We start from the raw sequence: 17,945 nt of genomic DNA on the forward strand, positions 1-17,945 counted from the left end.
ATGGCAGATCAAACTGCACTTAAAAAAATGGCTGGGTACCGTGCAGCTGAGTTCGTTGAAGATGGTATGGTCGTTGGTATCGGTTCTGGTTCAACAATCGCTTATGTCATCGAAGCTTTGGGGAAACGTGTCGCAGAAGAAGGTTTAAATATTAAAGGAGTGCCAACCTCTGATAAAACTCGTCGTACAGCAGCAAAACTTGGCATTCCAATGCATAACGTTGATGATGTTGATCACATCGATTTAACAATCGACGGTGCCGACCAAATTGACAAAAATTTTGCTGCTATTAAAGGTGGTGGTGCTGCATTACTTTGGGAAAAAATTGTTGCCGTCAATTCACGACGTAATATTTGGGTCATCGATGATACTAAACTAACCCCACAACTGACTCATTATTTGCCAGTTGAAATTATTCCCTATGGTGCCGATCAATTGTTCAAGCGTCTACAATACGCTGGTTATCAACCAACTTGGCGTTTAGATCAGAACGGTAATCCCGTGCGCACGGATTCAGCTAATTATTTATTTGATCTCCATTTTGATAAAATGCCCGACCCATTTAAATTAGGTCGTGAATTAGCTAGTATGGTTGGTGTTGTCGAACATGGCTTGTTTTTAAATGTGGTTGACCAGGTTGTTGTTGGGCGTCAAGATGAAACGGTTGAGATATTCGATTCACATCCCCAGCCCTTAATTTAAGGTAATCACTATTCAAAACAAGAGTAAGACAAAAGACGTCAATCTACCAAATTCAAATTGGTAAATTGACGACTTTTTTAACTACGTATTTTTTTGATTTTTAGGAATTAAAATCTTAAAGATTGTCCCATGTGGTTGATTGTCCAAAATATCAATCGTACCGCGATGACCTTGTACAACCCACTTTGCAATGGCCAAGCCAAGCCCATGACCACCCGTTGAGCGTGATCGCGCTTTATCAATTCGATAGAAACGATCAAACAGATGCTTCTTATCTTCATCTGACACACCCTTACCAGTATCAGCAACCATAATTTTAATATTGTTATTCGTTGCTGCTGCCGAAATTGTCACACTAGCACCCTCACCAGCATACTTTTGCGCATTATCAGTCAGGATTACTAATAATTGACGTAATCGTTGTGCATCACCAACAATTGCCAATGTTTCTGGTACATCAACTGATAATGTCTGATTCTTTTCATTAGCATTATATTCATAGATATCACCGACTTCACGAACGGTTTTCGCAAGATCCATTTCCTCAAAAGCAAACATTGGAATATCTGCATCAGCTTGTGACAACGTCAATAAGTCACCAGTTAAATGATTTAAATGGCGCACTTCAGTCAAGGCATTAGCGACACTCTCAACTTGATCCATCACGGTATCATTTGGATGTTCAAGCATCCGTTCCAAATTATTTTGAATAACTGTCATTGGTGTTTTAAATTCATGGGCTGCATCAGCCACGAAGGTTCGTTGCTGGTTCCAAGATCGAATGATCGGTCGCATATTCGCACGCGTTAATGCCATCCCCATTAATAACAAGGCCAACTCAGACAACACATAAATCCAAAACAATCGTGTCTGATATGATTCTACCAATGCATGTTCAGTTGTGACATCAACATAAGCTAATTCATCACCATGTCGATTAAAGAAATACCAACTACCACGATATTGTCGTAAGTAAACATGGTTTGCTTTAGGTAATTTTAATGTGCTTTTAAAAGAATCAACATAATCGGTAATCTGTGCCGTTTCAGTTTGAACAACTGGCCGGTCAAAACGATTAGCAGGTACTTGAAATGCTCGCCCGACTCTGGACTGAGCATTACCATACATCACCGTCCGAAATTGACTAATTGAAAAAGTACCAATCAAAACAAACACTAAGGTAAACCCAACGACCATTAGGATAGTCATTTTAACTTGCTGTGACAGCGAAGTGCGGATTCTTTGCAGCCACTTCGGTAATTTCAACTTTCTTAAACGAATGTGCCGTGTCTTCGTTGACTTTTTGTTTGTCATTATTCCTCAGTTGTTGCGTTTAATGTGTAACCCACATTACGCAATGTTTTGATATTAACTTGGGCCTCCGCTTGACGCAAGTTCTTACGTAAATTAGACATGTAAACTTCAACAACTGTTAGTGACGTATCAGAATCAAATCCCCATAGTCGATCAAAAATTTGATCTTTCGTAACAATCTGACCAACATGTTGTACTAAATAAACTAACAGACCAAACTCACGTCCTTGCAAACTAACTTCTTGGCCATCAACTAAAACTTTATGTTGATCCACAAAGATTTGTACATTGCCAACTTCCAAGGCGCCATCTTGACCTAGAACACCTGTATGACGAAGTAGCGTCTTCAAACGTGCTAATAATTCTTCTTTATAAAATGGTTTCGTAATATATTCATCAGCACCTAAATCAAATCCTTGCATTTTATCTGCCAATTCACCCTTAGCAGTTAACATTAAGATTGGTAGATTTGGAAATTGTTCTTTTGCTTTCTTTAAAATCGTAAAACCGTCTTGTCCAGGTAACATGACATCTAAAATAACAGCATCATAGACCCCAGATTCAATTTCAAACCATCCCTCATCACCATCATGAACTTGAACGACTTCACCTAACTCAGCAATTGTTTCCCTCACTGTATCATTCAACGCATAGTCATCTTCGACAACTAATAATTTAATCGTGTTTTCTGTCATAATGTACCCCTTTTTGCACTTGGTTATTTCGTTATGGTTAATATAGTCGCTGAACCTTAAAAACTACCTATCTTCAGCTTACCTTAACCTTAAATATTTAAGGTTTACGCTTTAAATTATAAATCACTTATGCTAACAAAAAAAGCAACCGTTTTTTAAAATTCACACCATTTTCGAAAAATAGCACATTGCATAACATAAATGATTTCGCCTGTTGATCGATATTAAAAGACAAAAGACGTTCTGACTAGCTGAAAAAGCGTCAATCTACCAACTTAATTGGTAGATTAACGCCCTTAAACGTGTTTCAAAAGACTGAAGCCTTACTGTAACAACCAATCTGTTATCGTGACAACCAATTACTTTCTACTTGAAAAATAACTGATCAATCCAATAACGATCCAAATTCCTAGAATGACATACTCATATGGCCAAACTAATGACACACCCGTGCCGGGAATGATAGTCGAAATCGCAATCAAAATGGCTATGACACCACCGAGTATTGGTAACCACAAATGTTTATTACGAAAACCACCCTTTAATTCAGGATACTTTTTACGAATCGCCCACAAATTAAAGGCATTGATTCCCCAAGCTAAGGCCGTTAAAAAGCCACCAATATCTAAGAAATAAGTTAACGCACCTTTACCCAGCCAACCTAATGCTAAGACTAAAATCAAAGTCACAATAATTGCACGACTTGGTGTGCCATATTTTGGATGAACTTTCGCAAAGTAACGAGGCAAAATATTTTGTTCGGCTAATAAATAAATCAAACGTGGCGCTGCTGAGAACAAAGCTAAGAAACTCGTTCCTAGTCCTAAGAACGAAATAATAAAGGCCGCTGTTCCTAATAGTGGGAAACCTTCTGCCTTAAAGGCATCAATCGTTCCCATTTCCATCTTTGCTGTACTTTGCCATGGATGTACCCAAGCTGAAGCTAACAACACAAGCAAGTAATAAGCCGCTGCAATGACAATCGCTATCACAACGATCTTACCAATTTTACGCGCCGGTGTTTTAACTTCTTCAGCCATCACCCCAATTGATTCCCAACCTGTTAGGAATGTCATTGCAGGTAAGATAAAGCGAAAAATTTCCGATGTCTTAGCTTGACCATCGTAAAAGGCTGGCCAGAAATTACTTGGTTTACCGTGACTAAAACCAACAACAACTAAAACAATCCCAATTAATACTAACAGGATGAACAAAACGATTTGGACATTACTTGTTAGATTTGCACCTCGATAATTAATTGCAAAAATAAACAAAGTGATGAGTACCCCTAAAATTAGCTCGGTGTAATGTACCTTCACGCCAGCAAACGAATAGGTTGGACCCGTGGCAATCTGTGGGATAATTTGCGATAGCAACATACTTGATGCTGTAACATAAAATGCTAATGCACTCAAATATGAACCAAGCAGTGCCCAACCTGCAAACAAACCACCCTTCTTACCAAATGCTTTAAAACCATAAACAACTTCACCACCAGCTTTGGGATAAATTGTTGATAATTCAGCAAATGATAATGATACTAAAATCGCTAATACTGATGCGGCTAACAAACCAAAGATTTCACCACCAGCACCATACTGGTGAAAAAATTGACTGTTTGTATAAATCCAACTACTACCAATGACTCCACCAGCACCTAAAGAAATAATACCAAAGGTACTAATGCTTGGTTTCAGCCCATTCTGCGCCATAATAAACCTACCTTTCCCAATCCCATCATTTATCAGATGATTAACACATCGACTAAACACAACAATACATTTATTAAGACTTATTTTAGCAAATAATCCCACCAATAGGATAATTTTTAGAAAAAACCAAACATTATTTGCCTATAACAGAATTTGCCTAATTTGTTGGTAATTATTAACTGTATAAGTCGGTTGTACATTCAGTGTATTAGGCAGTGCCTGTGGATTGTACCAAATACTTTTAAGGCCAACCCGTGTGGCACCTAAAATATCTGATTGTAAGCTATCCCCAATCATCATTGTATTATCACTTGTCAACTCGTCAAACTTCGCAAAAATCGGTGTAAAAAATGCTGCGCCGGGTTTCGCATAGCCAATATCTTCCGAAATAAAACAATCAGTAAAATATTTGGCGAGACCCGATCCCGCTAAACGATTAAGTTGCGTCTGTTTAACACCATTGGTACCTACAAGCAACGTAAAATTATTTTTATACAAATCACTTAATAAGTGTTCAGCACCTGGTAACGTATAAAATTGATGATTTAATAATTCACGATATTGGCGTTCTGCTTGCACACCATCAACATCAATGCCAAATGTCGCAAACGTTTCTGTAAAACGATGATCAAATAATGGTTGCCGTTGTGCACCCGCCTCAATCTGCTGCCAAACATGTTGATTAATCGTTTGATATGTTGTTACACCTTGCGTTAAATCTGTTACCCCGTAACGCTTTAATAGTTGTTGCACACTGACAACTTCACTCTTTTGAAAATCTAGCAATGTGTCATCCAAATCAAAAATAAGATATTTTATCATCGCTCCTCCGACAGGTTCTAACTGTCATTCGCCTAACGTTGCTTATTGTCCAAACTTTAAAAACGACAACCTACCCATCCTTATGTTGGTAGATTGTCGTTTTTTCTACAAATTCTAACTGTTTAAACAATCAATTTGTTATTAATCATCCTTATTGATTGTTTGTGCGACGAACCACCGCATCCATTGATAATACTTGCATTGCCTGTAAATATTCAGTTGCCGTAATATCTGACGTCGTTGCTAACAAGTGAAAAGTGCCACCTGAATTTTCCGAAAGTAACTGCTTATCATAAAAACCATTGCGGGTATAGAATGCGTAACGTTTAACACGTTGCGTTTCATTTTCCGCTTGTGTCCCAGTCTCTTCGGCTTCCAAAATGATGCCATCAGAATAGCGCTTTTGTAATATCGCTAAAGCCCGACTACCATATCCTTTGCTTTGAATCGTTGCATCAATCGCAAAATACAAAATAAAAGCCTTATGAGTACCGATTTCACATAGGTACAACACACCAACAACCTGATCATTATCAATAATGACTTGCATACGGGTGCCACTTTGTTGTTCAGACATAGCGACTAACTCTGGTATGGGACGTCGCTCATATTCTGGAAAAGCTTCAAAATAAATGCGTTCCCAGTCTGTTTGCGTTTTTGGCGTAACATCAATGATCTCCATTTCTAACACCTCATTCTTTAACGTAATTTCTAAACTCCTCACGATTATAACATGAATACAAGATAATAAAAAAAGCATCAAGTTCGTCACTTGATGCTCTCGATTATGCTGTTGATTACAATCCGCATAATCTATTTAGTAGTTACCTACTAAATTATACAGAACGTATCGCCCTTGTTTCCTTTTACAAGGGCGATACGTTTCGTTGATTGTGTATATCTGCCAAAACGTATCACCCCCTTTCCTAGATTACCAACTATTATAGTCGCTCAAATTGAAAATTCAAGGATTATGCTTATTGAATTTCTGTTGCACTCGTTACTAAATTACGTAACTTATGACGCTGTATCTTACCACTAGCCGTACGTGGCAAATTTTCTAACAAATAAAAATGAGCTGGTACTTTGTAATGTGCTAGCATTTGTCGGCCGAATTCTCGTAAAGCTTGGCGTGATAATGATTCACCTTGAGTGAACGCAATGAATGCAATGGGTACAGCACCCCATTTTTCATCTGGCATACCAACCACACTAATTTGTTTAATTTCAGACAAACTTGCATAAACGGATTCAATTTCGTCAGGAAAAACATTTTCACCACCTGATGAAATCATGTCGCCTTCTCGACCATCAATATACAAAAAGCCCTCATCATCAAGCCAACCCATATCACCTGTATCAAACCAACCTGCTTCAAATGATTGTGCATATTTTTCTGGTTGATTTAAATAGCCAACTGCTAATGTTGGTGATTTAATTTGAATACGACCATGTTGTTGCGCATCTTGATGGGCAATTCGAATTGAAACAGGAAATAGCGGTTTGCCAGCTGAACCAATTTTTGTTTGCGCACTGGCTGCATCCAAAGCAATAATTTGTGAAGCCGTTTCTGTCATACCATACGATTGCACAACCTCAATACCTGCTGAAGTTGCTCGTTGGAGCGTTGCTAAATCTGTTGGTCCACCACCTAATAACATTGTTCGAAAATGTTGATGATAACGTTTATCAGCTGGTAAAGCAGCTAATAATTGCGTCAACATCACTGGCACAACTGAAATAGTCGTTACTTCACCATTTAATAGCAATTGATTAATAGCTTGCACATCAAATTTTTCAACTAACCGCACGCCCATACCATAAATTAGTGAACGCATCATAATAGACAGACCACTAATATGAAAAATTGGCACAACTGCTAACCAGATATCACCTGGCATCACACCTAAATTTAATGCTGAACCAATTGCCGAATAAAAATGGTTTCCAAACGTTTGCATCACACCTTTCGGATGACCGGTCGTACCAGATGTATACATAATGGATGTTACTACATTAAGATCAAAATCAGCAACTGGTGACACGATATTAGTTATTGGTGTAGCTAGTACTTCTGTAAACGACACTTGCTTACTGGCAGATAGCGTTAAATGAAAATCATCATCTTGAACGACCACACGAACACCAGCATCCTGCAATTGAAAATCAATTTCTCGTGCTGATAAACGTCGATTAATTAAAACCACTGTTTTCCCTAATTGTTGCACAGCTAAAATCATTAAATAACCAGTCAATTGATTTGGTGTAATAATAGCAACACGATCATCAGTTCTAACAATTGTCACTAATTGTGACGCTAGCCGTTGTACCTCTGTCGCTAACTGGCTAAACGTTAATGTGTCCTGTTGATATTGTATTGCCAACCGATTTGGCGACAAATTTGCTCGTTTTGTTAACCAATTTTCCAAAATAATCACTCTCTTATCTTTTCTTTTTAAACCTGATGTCGAATAAAAAGCTCGATAACAGACAATCGCTTGTTGCTTACCGAGTTTAACGAAATTTCTATGGGAATTTTGGATACTTTGTAAAATCTGGTTGACGCTTCTCAAGAAAGGCATTCTTGCCTTCTTTTCCTTCATCAGTTGTATAATACAACATGGTTGCATCGCCTGCAAATTGTTGCAAACCAGCTAAACCATCTGTATCTGCATTCATCGCAGCCTTAATGAAACGCAACGCTGTCGGTGATTTTTGTAAAATAATATTTGCCCATTCAAGGGTTGCATCTTCGACTTCTGCTAATGGCACAACGCGATTAATCCAGTTCATTTCATAAGCTTCTTGTGCTGTGTAAAATTTATTTAAGAACCACACTTCTTTGGCACGCTTATGACCAATGACACGAGCAAGATATCCTGACCCGTATCCAGCATCAAATGAACCAACTTTAGGTCCAGTTTGACCAAACATGGCATTATCAGCAGCAATCGTTAAATCACAAACCAATTGTAAGATGTTTCCACCACCAACTGACCAACCCTTGACCATTGCAATAATTGGCTTTGGAATAATTCGCATCAAATGTTGTAGATCTAATACATTTAATCGGGCAATATGGTCATGTCCGACATAACCACCATTACCACGTACTGATTGATCACCGCCTGATGAAAAGGCCTTGTCACCCTCACCAGTCAAAATAATCACACCAATCGAAGCGTCATCACGCGCAATTGAAAAGGCATCAATCATTTCTTGCACCATATCTGGCGTGAATGCATTGTGATGACGTGGATTATTCATTGTAATCTTAGCAATCGCATCAGCACGTTCAAAGAAAATCTCCGAGTATTCTTTCACTGTTGACCATTCTACTGTCATATTTGTTTGCCACTTCCTATTTTTTATATCTGTCTGATAAACACTACTAGTGCATTATAATCTTTTCTATTATTTTTTCCAAATTAATATTAGAATGATGGTTAATCAACGACTAATTTAAAATGAGGTATGATTATGGACGCATTAAAATTTTTAAATGTTGAAAACAAACTTGTTACTGCTCAGAAAGTCATCATTCAATTACCAATTACAGATCATATTAAGCAACCCTATGGTATGGTCCATGGTGGTATCAATGCTTTTCTTGCTGAAACTGCTGCTAGTTTAGGCGCCAATGCAAGTTTAACAAAACCAGATAAAATTCCTGTTGGTGTGGATATTCACACGCATCATTTAAACGCTGCAACCGATGGGACATTACTTGCAGTTGCAACGCCAATCAAATTAGGCCAGCGTATTCAAACATGGACAGTGGACACAATCATTGCAGAGACGCAACAACATACGTCAACATCAATTGTCACGATAATGATAGCGACAAAACATTAATCATTAACGGCAGTTGCGATATTATGCGAAATAAAAACCAGCAATCTACTTATTTTCATAACAAATCGCTAGTCTCAATACCATATTCTTTTACATCTCGTCTAGACGACCCCATTTTGGTCGTTCATCTGTTGATGCTGCAGGTGTGCCGTCATTATTGCCCGTGACATCTGTTACAGGTGCATGTTCTGCGTCCAATACTTTTGTCAACACATCATATAATGCAACAATTTCATCATGTGATAAGGTCAATCCCTTACCCATCTTACTATTATCGGGTGACCATGAACGTAAATCAAACTTAGGCTGATTATCACCCCATTGTACAAAGTTTAACTGTAATTCCCAACCACTTTTACTCGTTGATAATGTGCCAAATTTTTCTAAAATATCATATGATAACTTTGCCATATCTGCCTCCTTGTTCATCATCTTCAAACAAAACCAATATCATGCGCTGCTTGTGTCTGAATCATTTTTGTAATTTGTTGCGGATCGCGTGTTTGATCTAGTACCCACATTAATTTTGCCACAACAGCTTCCGTATTCATATCACCAACTGTCACACCACCCGCATCAGCGACACGTTTACCAACCTCATAAAGATTGATATCTTGCCCTTCTTCTAAAATTTGCGTTGTGATGATTACTGGAATATTCGCTGCAATTAATTTTTCAATGCCTGGAATTAAATTACGACGTTGGAATGGTAACCCACCATTTCCAAAACTTTCAATAATTACGCCATGCGTATGTGTAACCAGATAATCAAATATATCGACGGACAATCCTGGAAATGCTTTTAAGACAAAAATATTTGGATCTAATGATGTATGTGCTTTAAGTCGTGGTTCTTCAGGTTCTGGTTCATATAACGATACCATTTGACCTGCATTAACACTGGCTAAGTAAGGATAATTAATACTTTCAAAAGCATCGTAGCTCTTAGTCTTTGTCTTTACCGCTCGTGTTCCCATCATCACTAAACCATTAAATACCAAGTACACACCCATCAAATGTGTTTGACTGGCAAACGTCACTGCATCATCTAAATTACGAATGGCATCTGACTGTGTTTCTCCGAGTGGTATCTGTGAACCAGTTAAAACAACTGGCTTTTTAATACCATACAGCAAATATGATAATGCGGCAGCTGTATAGCCCATTGTGTCCGTACCATGTGTCACAATAAACCCATCAAACTCATCTTGGTGTTCTAAAATACGTCCAGCGATAATTAACCAATCCTCTGGCTGCATATTTGTCGAATCTTTTCCCATAATATTTTCAACGGACATGCGAACATCATCACGTGGCACAACATAAGTCATCAATTCATCAGCCGTCATGCCTGGCGCTAAGCCACGTGCCGTTTTCGTTGATGCAATCGTCCCACCTGTTGTTAAAACCAACAATTTTTTCATCGGCTTTTCTCCCATCAATTTGAACGTTTATTATTTATTCATTATCGCACAATGCTTAAAGAAAATCTTTTGGTACAAAAAATAAAGCCACAAAAGGTACACCCCTAATGACTCTATCTCTTTCATTATTAACACGTCTAATACTTAGTAACTATGTTGATTCCCGTACGAAAAATATATGATCATGCCAACAACAATCCATGTGACTGTCAATAGAATTGCTGCCATGTTCAGTGAACACAGTAAACAAAATGCTGAAAGTGCTGCAATCATTGGCAACACTGGGTAAAATGGCATTTTATAACCATTATGGGCAATATCTGTTCGTTTACGCAGTTTTAAAACAGCTAATCCGGCAACGATGAATGCAATCAGAGTGCCTGCAGATACTAAATTTGCCAACATGCCGACTGGAAAAATCCCCCCTAATACAATAGCAACAATTGTGATAACATAGATTGCTGTTTTAGGTATGCCTTTGTGATTTAATCTAGCAAATTGACGTGGCATTAAGCCATCTCGTCCAAATGAATAAACCAAACGTGACCCACCAATGAGTAGGGCCACTAATCCTGAAAACATACCGACTAATGCCACAACTGATAATAAATTAGCCGTCAATAAATGACCAGACTCACGTAAAGCCCATGCAGCTGGTTCAGCATTATTTGCAAATTTTTCATAAGGATACATACCCGTCAATACTAATGACACAGCAACAAATAAGAGTGTCGCAATAATTAACGTGCCCACAATGGCTTGCGGCATGGTTTTCTGTGGATTCTTAACTTCTGCTGAACTTGCAGCAATCGTATCGAAACCAATATAAGCAAAGAAAATTTGTGTTGCACCAGCCATAATTCCTGTTAGTCCACCAAAATGTGTCCCTATTTGGTGTTGTGGAATAAATGGTACCCAATGATTGACTTGGATTGCTGTCGCACCTACCACAATAAAAACGATAATTACAATGATTTTACCAATGACCAACCAATTTTCAACGCGTGCAATTTGGCGCATACCACATGATGCAAAATAACCAACTGCCAGAATCGCTAATGCTCCTAGTAAGTCAAAGCCGGTACCTTGTTGCCAGTTAAAAGAGGCTTGAAAAAATTTGGGTAATGTCACTCCAAAACTTGATAAAAACCCTTGAAAGTAAGATGACCAAGCAGACGAAACAAGTGCTAATGCAATTAAATATTCTGCCAAAATAGCCCAACCTGCCAGCCAACCAATAAATTCACCAAAAATAACATTTGCCCATGAATAAATGGACCCGGCAAATGGCAAAGCGGAAGCCAGTTCTGCATAGGCTAACGCTGATAAGCCAGCAATTAATGCAGCCACAATAAACGAAATGGTCACTGCTGGTCCAGCATATTCTGCAGCCACAATACCAGGCATTGTAAATACCGCAGCACCAACCACTGTTCCTAATCCCATGGCGATCATTTCTCGTTTCCCTAATACCGGCTGTAACTGACTATCTTTATCAGCATAGTTGCTCGGATCTTCACGACGAATCATTTTTTGCCATAAACGCAATTTTGACATACAGCGTTCCTCAATTACTTATTTTTATTATCTTAAAGAATCAAATCATTAAGACTGGTAAAAGTTTCTCATGTTATATGCCATCACGCTGACTTATTATTACTAATTAATTAAGAAATACGTCATATAAATTAACATTTTTTAAATTACTACTTGTCATTCATGATTAATAATGATATTCTTCTAATTATTAATTAACACATAGAGGAAATTGTTATGTTACACCAACAAGTGAAAAACTTAATCTTGACGGATCACCTAACGACCACCACCTCAACCACCATTCTGGCTGGTTGGGTTATTTAATGTGTTGTTAATAGCTATTGATTATTAACAAACCGTCCAATCAGCTCGACACCCCCTTTCGCGGTGCAGGTTGATTGGACGGTTTTTTGTGTACTTTTTAGTAAAAAAGGAGTCGAGCAGATGAAAAATAAACAGGTTGAAACTGAACGTGAACTAAAACGTTCACTAACAGGTGGACAAATGCAGATGATTGCATTGGGTGGCACAATCGGTGTCGGTCTCTTCATGGGATCAACATCTACCATTCAATGGACAGGTCCTTCTGTATTACTTGCCTATGCTTTTGTGGGGATTATTTTATACTTAGTGATGCGTGCACTAGGGGAAATGATTTTTATTAATCCAACAACTGGTTCATTCGCTGATTATGCCTCTAATTATATTCATCCCCTAGCCGGCTATCTCACAAAATGGAGTAATGTTTTCCAATATATTGTCGTAGGAATTAGCGAGGTTATCGCTGTTAGCACTTATTTAAATTATTGGTGGCCTCACTTGCCTGGTTGGGTATCAGGCGTTGTTGTCATTGCAACATTAACACTCGCTAATCTAACATCAGCTAAGGCCTATGGTACGATGGAATTTTATTTTGCAATGATCAAAGTCGTCACGATTATCATCATGATCGTCTTAGGATTAATGGTCATTTTCTTAGGCTTAGGTAATCATTGGCACGCCATTGGTTTTGCGAATCTATGGCAACACGGCGGTTTCTTCACTGGTGGTTTTAAAGGATTCATCTTTGCCATGTCAATTGTCGTTGGTTCATATCAAGGGATTGAAGTATTAGGTATCACAGCTGGTGAAGCTGAACATCCCAAGCATGCCATCGTCTCATCAATTCGTTCAATCGTTTGGCGAATCTTAATTTTCTATATTGGTGCTATTTTTGTTATTGTTACAATCTACCCATGGAATCAACTAGCTGCTGTTGGTTCACCATTCGTTGAAACATTTTCTAAAGTTGGTATTTCAGGTGCTGCTGGTATTATTAATTTCGTTGTTCTAACAGCTGCCATGTCAGGTGCAAACTCTGGTATTTATAGTTCAAGTCGTATGTTATTTAAGCTATCAAGAGATGGTGAAACGGCTAAGCCATTGTCATATTTATCATCTCATCAAGTGCCTTATGTTTCAATTCTAGCAATTTCAGGTGGTATCCTACTTGGCTTGATTTTAAATACCGTCCTTTCTGCTTATAGCAAATCAACGGCTAACTTATTCGTTTTGGTTTACAGCTCAAGCGTCTTGCCTGGTATGGTTCCTTGGTTTGTTATTCTATTTTCTGAATTAAGGTTCCGTGCTTCAAATAAAGACTTGATGTCTGAGCATCCATTTAAAATGCCACTTTATCCAATCGCAAACTATTTTGCACTAATTTCATTGATTGTCATTGTTATCTTCATGTTTATTAATCCAGATACGCGAATTTCTGTCAGCATTGGCGCTGGATTCTTAATTCTCTTATCAATCATTTTCTTCATACAACGAAAAAAGCATGCTGCGAACTAAGTGGGTGATTTTGGTTCGTTGTGTAACGAAGAACCGGAAGCACCTAATTGTTGTTACAGTAAGGCTTCAGTCTTTTGGAACACGTTTAAAAGTCGTCAATCTATCCAAAATGGGTAAATTGACGACTTTTTTCATTTATTTTAATATAACTATTTTTCTAACTTAGTGTCGTTTACCAATTTTAGACGTGACGCCTGCTGCAATCATCATATCTTCAATTTGATTGACCATCGCTAATACTTCAGCATCCCCGATACGTTGTCGTGCACGACTTAACGTGGAAGAACTAAATGGCCGTTGATAAACATAACCAGACAATCCCACAAAATATTGTAAATAAGGATTCTCTTTAATTTGTTCGAGCGTTTCCTCATCAGTTAATTCTAGTAATTGTTGAATCATGAGTGCCCCAAAAACCAAACGAAAGGGCAATGGTTTCGGACCACGATTACTTGTAAATACTAATGCATATTGTTTTTCTAAATCATGCCACGGAATTTTATCAGCACGCACGACCCATCGATTTTGACGATCAATAGGCAATCCTGATGGCTGATTAAAATCATCAAACGACATTTGTTCATAATTTGTCACATGATATTTTCCCATACTGACATTCTCCCTACTCATTTATACTTTTATATTTATTATCGCATATTTTTTCAGGAAACAACTAGTTTCTAATTTTAGTCGATCATAGTTAGTAAGCGTCGTATCTCTTTATTTATTACTTCGTTGATAATAGTAATAAACTGGTATGCCAAGCGCAACAAAAATAAACGATATCAATACCATCGAGAAACTAGCAATTAATGTATTGATCAAAACAAAGAGTGCTCCACCAATCGCAACGATTGGTACTACCGGATACAATGGTACCTTGAATAATAAGTCGTTGGGTTTCACACCTGCTTTTTTATCACGTAAGCGTAAAATGAAGACACCAAAAAATGTTGCTGCATAGAATAGCCAAATAACGAAAACGGCCATATCTGAGAGCCAATCAGCACCTGAAATAACAATCAAAACGGCTGCTAAACCAGCAGTTGTCCATAGTGCTGCGATGGGTGCTTTTGCTTGATTGACCTTCTTTAAATAACGTGGGAAAACACCTTCTTCTGCCATCGCATAAACCATTCGTGGAAAGGCTAACATCTTACCATTTAGTGTACCTGCCATTGAAACTAAAATACCAATAGCCAGTAATTTACCACCGATAACCCCAAAAGCTTGTCTAGCAACTGTATAAGGCACTTCATTATCTAAACTAACAATTTGATTAGCTGGGACAGCTTGGTAAATCCCATAGGTGACACCCACATAAGCCAAAATAACAATCAACAAGCCGCCAATAATCGCCCGAGGTAGATTACGTCGAGGATTTTTAATTTCACCACCCAGATTAGCTAACGTTGCCCAACCATCGTAAGCGAACAAAGTTGCTAAAATGGCAAGGCCAAAATTACCTGACGTGGTTGTTGCCATATGATGGACTGTTTGTCCAAGCGCATCAGCTTTACCAAAAAATATACCAAAAATAATCAGGGCAGCAATGGGGACAAGTTTAATCGTTGTCGTTGTGACCTGAAAAGCACCTGCAATACGATTATCAAATGAGTTCATAATCGTAATTAAAAATAAAGTCACAATACCAATCAACGGCACCCATTGTGTTGAAATATTAAAAAAATCTGCAAATAATTGCGCAAAATAAGCTGCCACTGAGGCAATAATGGCAGGTGCGTAGATGGCAACTTGTGTCCAACCAGTCAAAAAGCCAATAAATTCACCATATAATTTCTTCATGTAAATATAGATGCCACCAGTTTCAGGCAATCTTGAGCTAACTTCTGACAACGTTAGGCCTCCTGCTAACGTAATAATTCCTCCAACAGCCCAGGCTGCTAACCCAGCCGTCGTACCACCAGCAGTTTCCAAAACCTGCCCTTGCTTAAAAAATATCCCCGACCCAATGACTGTACCAATTACGACTGATATCCCTGTCATAACACCCATCGAACGCCTTAAATCATCTTTTCCTGTTGTCATTTCTATTCTCCTTCAATAAAAAAAGCCATTCAACTTGGGTTACACAACGACGTCTTGTGTAACCCAAGTTGAATGGCTTTGGTTTGCGATAATTTTTTAATCACCTCAAAACACTCAACTGTTTAGGTACACAGTTGAGTCAGAGGACGTTATCATCATATTAATTTGTAACTGATTTAAATTAGTCATAATAATGTCCTCCGTTGTTTGGTGTTAATTCAATATACTTAAATTATCATATGTCTTATTGTTTGGCAACCATTTTTTAATTTATTTTTCATTTTATTTATTAAAAGACTATTTTTACGCCGTATTTTTGATAATCAGATATAACGATACTTTGCGTTAAAACTTTATCCCAAAATTACGTTAAAATATAGCCATAGACCCTTAAGGAGGTATTTTTATGAAAGCCATTCAACTAAATCATTATGGTGCTGTTGATGAATTAACAACAATTACAACAGAGATGCCAAAATTACTAAAGAAACAACTATTGGTTAAAAATCACGCTGTGGCAATTGATCCTTACGATGTTAAATTTATTGCTGGTCAAATGGGAACGACAGAGGAACTACCTCTCATTCCTGGTTCAAGCGTTGTTGGCGAAGTCATTGCGATTGGTTCGGAAGTAACTGACTTTCAAGTAGGTGATCGTATTGCAGCCACCCGTCATCAAAAAACTTATGCTGAATTTGTTCCTGTTGGTCAATCATCAGCCGCGAAAGTTCCTGCTGTGATCGATGACATCCATGCCGTTGCAGCTGTCATTGGTGCGGCAACTGGTTATCAGATGATCCACCGTGATTTAAATGTACAATCTGGTCAAAAAGTACTCATTCAAGGCGGTGCTGGTGCTGTTGGTTCAATTGCCATCCAGGCTGCACTAAATATTGGTGCACTAGTTTATGCCACTGCAAAACCTGCTGATTTTAATTATTTGCGGTCTTTTGGCGATGTCACTCCTGTTGATTATCATACGAATTATGAAACACAATTAACTGATTTTGATGCCGTGTTAGATACGATTGGTGGACCAGTCTCTATACAATCAGCTAAAATTCTAAAAAATGGTGGCAAACTACGCAGTATTGTTGGATTGGATGAGACTGCCATTGATGCTTTCCCAATTGATGCTGCTAGTACTTATTCTGATGGTAAGCGTCCGAACCTTGAAGCATTATTTAGTGATATGGCTAACAACAAAATTAAATTACGAATCGGTCAAGTATTACCATTCACCTTATCTAATCTTCGCAAAGTTCACGAACAAGCACGTCAACATTCCTTCCAAGGAAAAACAGTACTAACTTTTGATTAATTTTAAAATCCGCGATCTTTTGATACAATAATCCCATTGTACAGAAGAGGGAGTCTACAAAAATGTTATTTACTGAACGGGATTATTACAAAGATGTCATTAAAATGTTGCAAGATCGTGGTGTGCAATTATCTGATATTGCTGTACTAGTTGTCGCTGGACAACATGATCATATACCAGATTTATCACTCGCCACTGCCATCGATTCTGTCCAACACGTTTTACACAAAACTGAGGTACAAGACGCTATTATGACTGGATTAGCCATTGATGATTTGGCCGAAGCCCACCAGTTACCCGATCCATTACAAGATCGCATTAGTCGGGACCATGCAACTTATGGTATTGATGAACAATTAGTCATGTCAATCTTAGGTGTCTACGGCACAATTTCATGGACTAATTTTGGCTATCTAGATCGCACAAAGCCCGGCATCGTTGGTAAATTAAACGATGAGCAACATGACGGTGGCCGCGTTAACACTTTCATCGATGATATCGTGGCAGCTATTGCGGCGGCAGCCGAAGCCAGAATCGCACATGATTAAAAAATGACAATCACTATACCGTTTCGATTTTTCTTTTAAAATACAGTTAAAGACCGTGAATCTACCAGATTAAAAATGGTTAGATTCACGGCCTTTACTGTAAATAATAGGGTTAACTTCCTATTTAT

17 protein-coding genes are annotated in these 17,945 nt (G+C 38.1%); 5 read left to right on the forward strand and 12 right to left on the reverse strand.

Features of this window, described 5'->3' with window-relative positions; translation table 11 throughout:
* Complete coding sequence (gene rpiA, locus ACSKY2_RS06400) at nucleotides 1–702, forward strand: ribose-5-phosphate isomerase RpiA (RefSeq protein WP_489877153.1); 702 nt, start codon at nucleotides 1–3, stop codon at nucleotides 700–702.
* An 81-nt stretch (nucleotides 703–783) separates the two neighbouring features.
* On the opposite strand, the gene ACSKY2_RS06405 is transcribed toward rpiA, so the two are convergent.
* The 7 genes from ACSKY2_RS06405 to menB form a co-directional block, all read right to left on the reverse strand.
* Nucleotides 784–2,016 carry a sensor histidine kinase gene (locus ACSKY2_RS06405; protein ID WP_489877154.1) on the reverse strand — a complete coding sequence of 411 codons (1,233 nt, stop codon included), beginning with the start codon at nucleotides 2,014–2,016 and terminating at the stop codon, nucleotides 784–786.
* The gene (locus ACSKY2_RS06410) at nucleotides 2,016–2,711 is read right to left on the reverse strand and encodes a response regulator transcription factor (RefSeq protein ID WP_489840556.1); all 696 of its coding nucleotides are present in this window, start codon (nucleotides 2,709–2,711) and stop codon (nucleotides 2,016–2,018) included. Before ACSKY2_RS06410 ends, ACSKY2_RS06405 begins: the two co-directional genes overlap by 1 nt.
* Before the next feature lie 359 nt (nucleotides 2,712–3,070).
* Nucleotides 3,071–4,423: an APC family permease gene (locus tag ACSKY2_RS06415; RefSeq protein ID WP_489877155.1), complete on the reverse strand. Its 1,353-nt coding sequence runs from the start codon at nucleotides 4,421–4,423 to the stop codon at nucleotides 3,071–3,073.
* Between the two features lie 141 nt (nucleotides 4,424–4,564).
* The gene (locus ACSKY2_RS06420; RefSeq protein WP_489877156.1) at nucleotides 4,565–5,245 is read right to left on the reverse strand and encodes a YjjG family noncanonical pyrimidine nucleotidase; all 681 of its coding nucleotides are present in this window, start codon (nucleotides 5,243–5,245) and stop codon (nucleotides 4,565–4,567) included.
* Between the two features lie 151 nt (nucleotides 5,246–5,396).
* Nucleotides 5,397–5,927 (reverse strand): GNAT family N-acetyltransferase, encoded by a 531-nt coding sequence (locus tag ACSKY2_RS06425; protein ID WP_489877157.1) that lies wholly within the window; start codon nucleotides 5,925–5,927, stop codon nucleotides 5,397–5,399.
* Nucleotides 5,928–6,222: 295 nt separating this feature from the next.
* Complete coding sequence (locus tag ACSKY2_RS06430) at nucleotides 6,223–7,674, reverse strand: o-succinylbenzoate--CoA ligase (RefSeq protein WP_489877158.1); 1,452 nt, start codon at nucleotides 7,672–7,674, stop codon at nucleotides 6,223–6,225.
* 97 nt (nucleotides 7,675–7,771) lie between these two features.
* The gene (gene menB / locus ACSKY2_RS06435) at nucleotides 7,772–8,590 is read right to left on the reverse strand and encodes a 1,4-dihydroxy-2-naphthoyl-CoA synthase (protein ID WP_489840551.1); all 819 of its coding nucleotides are present in this window, start codon (nucleotides 8,588–8,590) and stop codon (nucleotides 7,772–7,774) included.
* Between the two features lie 135 nt (nucleotides 8,591–8,725).
* On the opposite strand from menB, the gene ACSKY2_RS06440 reads away from it, so the two are divergent.
* Nucleotides 8,726–9,100 carry a PaaI family thioesterase gene (locus tag ACSKY2_RS06440; protein WP_489840550.1) on the forward strand — a complete coding sequence of 125 codons (375 nt, stop codon included), beginning with the start codon at nucleotides 8,726–8,728 and terminating at the stop codon, nucleotides 9,098–9,100.
* 90 nt (nucleotides 9,101–9,190) lie between these two features.
* Here ACSKY2_RS06440 and ACSKY2_RS06445 read toward each other — a convergent pair whose 3' ends face one another.
* The 3 genes from ACSKY2_RS06445 to ACSKY2_RS06455 all read right to left on the reverse strand — a co-directional run bounded on the left by ACSKY2_RS06445 (nucleotide 9,191) and on the right by ACSKY2_RS06455 (nucleotide 12,081).
* Complete coding sequence (locus ACSKY2_RS06445; protein WP_489877159.1) at nucleotides 9,191–9,511, reverse strand: YdbC family protein; 321 nt, start codon at nucleotides 9,509–9,511, stop codon at nucleotides 9,191–9,193.
* 23 nt (nucleotides 9,512–9,534) lie between these two features.
* Entirely contained in the window at nucleotides 9,535–10,524 is a 990-nt protein-coding gene (locus ACSKY2_RS06450; protein ID WP_489877160.1) for an asparaginase, read from the reverse strand.
* Nucleotides 10,525–10,668: 144 nt separating this feature from the next.
* Nucleotides 10,669–12,081, reverse strand: a complete 1,413-nt coding sequence (locus tag ACSKY2_RS06455; RefSeq protein ID WP_489877161.1) for an APC family permease — start codon at nucleotides 12,079–12,081, stop codon at nucleotides 10,669–10,671.
* 426 nt (nucleotides 12,082–12,507) lie between these two features.
* Here ACSKY2_RS06455 and ACSKY2_RS06460 point away from each other — a divergent pair, with 426 nt between their 5' ends.
* A complete protein-coding gene (locus ACSKY2_RS06460) occupies nucleotides 12,508–13,899 on the forward strand; it encodes an amino acid permease (RefSeq protein ID WP_489877162.1) in 1,392 nt (463 codons plus the stop codon).
* A 162-nt stretch (nucleotides 13,900–14,061) separates the two neighbouring features.
* Here the strand turns inward: ACSKY2_RS06460 and ACSKY2_RS06465 are convergent, their stop codons facing one another.
* Together ACSKY2_RS06465 and ACSKY2_RS06470 are read right to left on the reverse strand one after the other, a co-directional pair.
* Complete coding sequence (locus ACSKY2_RS06465) at nucleotides 14,062–14,508, reverse strand: transposase (RefSeq protein ID WP_489840545.1); 447 nt, start codon at nucleotides 14,506–14,508, stop codon at nucleotides 14,062–14,064.
* Between the two features lie 111 nt (nucleotides 14,509–14,619).
* Nucleotides 14,620–15,948, reverse strand: coding sequence for an APC family permease (locus tag ACSKY2_RS06470; RefSeq protein ID WP_489877163.1), 1,329 nt, complete (start codon nucleotides 15,946–15,948; stop codon nucleotides 14,620–14,622).
* A gap of 406 nt (nucleotides 15,949–16,354) precedes the next feature.
* On the opposite strand from ACSKY2_RS06470, the gene ACSKY2_RS06475 reads away from it, so the two are divergent.
* Together ACSKY2_RS06475 and ACSKY2_RS06480 are read left to right on the forward strand one after the other, a co-directional pair.
* Nucleotides 16,355–17,269 (forward strand): NADP-dependent oxidoreductase, encoded by a 915-nt coding sequence (locus ACSKY2_RS06475; RefSeq protein WP_489877164.1) that lies wholly within the window; start codon nucleotides 16,355–16,357, stop codon nucleotides 17,267–17,269.
* Nucleotides 17,270–17,331: 62 nt separating this feature from the next.
* Entirely contained in the window at nucleotides 17,332–17,817 is a 486-nt protein-coding gene (locus ACSKY2_RS06480; protein ID WP_489877165.1) for a phosphatidylglycerophosphatase A family protein, read from the forward strand.
* The last annotated feature ends 128 nt before the right edge of the window (nucleotides 17,818–17,945 follow it).

The sequence above is a fragment of the Weissella sp. ESL1156 genome, from assembly GCF_058505625.1.

Excerpts from the sequence above, each read along its gene's own strand:
- ACSKY2_RS06420 (WP_489877156.1), bottom strand. The coding sequence starts at position 5,245 with ATGATAAAATATCTTATTTTTGATTTGGATGACACATTGCTAGATTTT.
- ACSKY2_RS06445 (WP_489877159.1), bottom strand. The coding sequence starts at position 9,511 with ATGGCAAAGTTATCATATGATATTTTAGAAAAATTTGGCACATTATCA.
- ACSKY2_RS06470 (WP_489877163.1), bottom strand. The coding sequence starts at position 15,948 with ATGACAACAGGAAAAGATGATTTAAGGCGTTCGATGGGTGTTATGACA.
- ACSKY2_RS06410 (WP_489840556.1), bottom strand. The coding sequence starts at position 2,711 with ATGACAGAAAACACGATTAAATTATTAGTTGTCGAAGATGACTATGCG.
- ACSKY2_RS06450 (WP_489877160.1), bottom strand. The coding sequence starts at position 10,524 with ATGAAAAAATTGTTGGTTTTAACAACAGGTGGGACGATTGCATCAACG.
- ACSKY2_RS06415 (WP_489877155.1), bottom strand. The coding sequence starts at position 4,423 with ATGGCGCAGAATGGGCTGAAACCAAGCATTAGTACCTTTGGTATTATT.
- menB (WP_489840551.1), bottom strand. The coding sequence starts at position 8,590 with ATGACAGTAGAATGGTCAACAGTGAAAGAATACTCGGAGATTTTCTTT.
- rpiA (WP_489877153.1), top strand. The coding sequence starts at position 1 with ATGGCAGATCAAACTGCACTTAAAAAAATGGCTGGGTACCGTGCAGCT.
- ACSKY2_RS06480 (WP_489877165.1), top strand. The coding sequence starts at position 17,332 with ATGTTATTTACTGAACGGGATTATTACAAAGATGTCATTAAAATGTTG.
- ACSKY2_RS06460 (WP_489877162.1), top strand. The coding sequence starts at position 12,508 with ATGAAAAATAAACAGGTTGAAACTGAACGTGAACTAAAACGTTCACTA.
- ACSKY2_RS06475 (WP_489877164.1), top strand. The coding sequence starts at position 16,355 with ATGAAAGCCATTCAACTAAATCATTATGGTGCTGTTGATGAATTAACA.
- ACSKY2_RS06425 (WP_489877157.1), bottom strand. The coding sequence starts at position 5,927 with ATGGAGATCATTGATGTTACGCCAAAAACGCAAACAGACTGGGAACGC.
- ACSKY2_RS06455 (WP_489877161.1), bottom strand. The coding sequence starts at position 12,081 with ATGTCAAAATTGCGTTTATGGCAAAAAATGATTCGTCGTGAAGATCCG.
- ACSKY2_RS06405 (WP_489877154.1), bottom strand. The coding sequence starts at position 2,016 with ATGACAAACAAAAAGTCAACGAAGACACGGCACATTCGTTTAAGAAAG.
- ACSKY2_RS06440 (WP_489840550.1), top strand. The coding sequence starts at position 8,726 with ATGGACGCATTAAAATTTTTAAATGTTGAAAACAAACTTGTTACTGCT.
- ACSKY2_RS06465 (WP_489840545.1), bottom strand. The coding sequence starts at position 14,508 with ATGGGAAAATATCATGTGACAAATTATGAACAAATGTCGTTTGATGAT.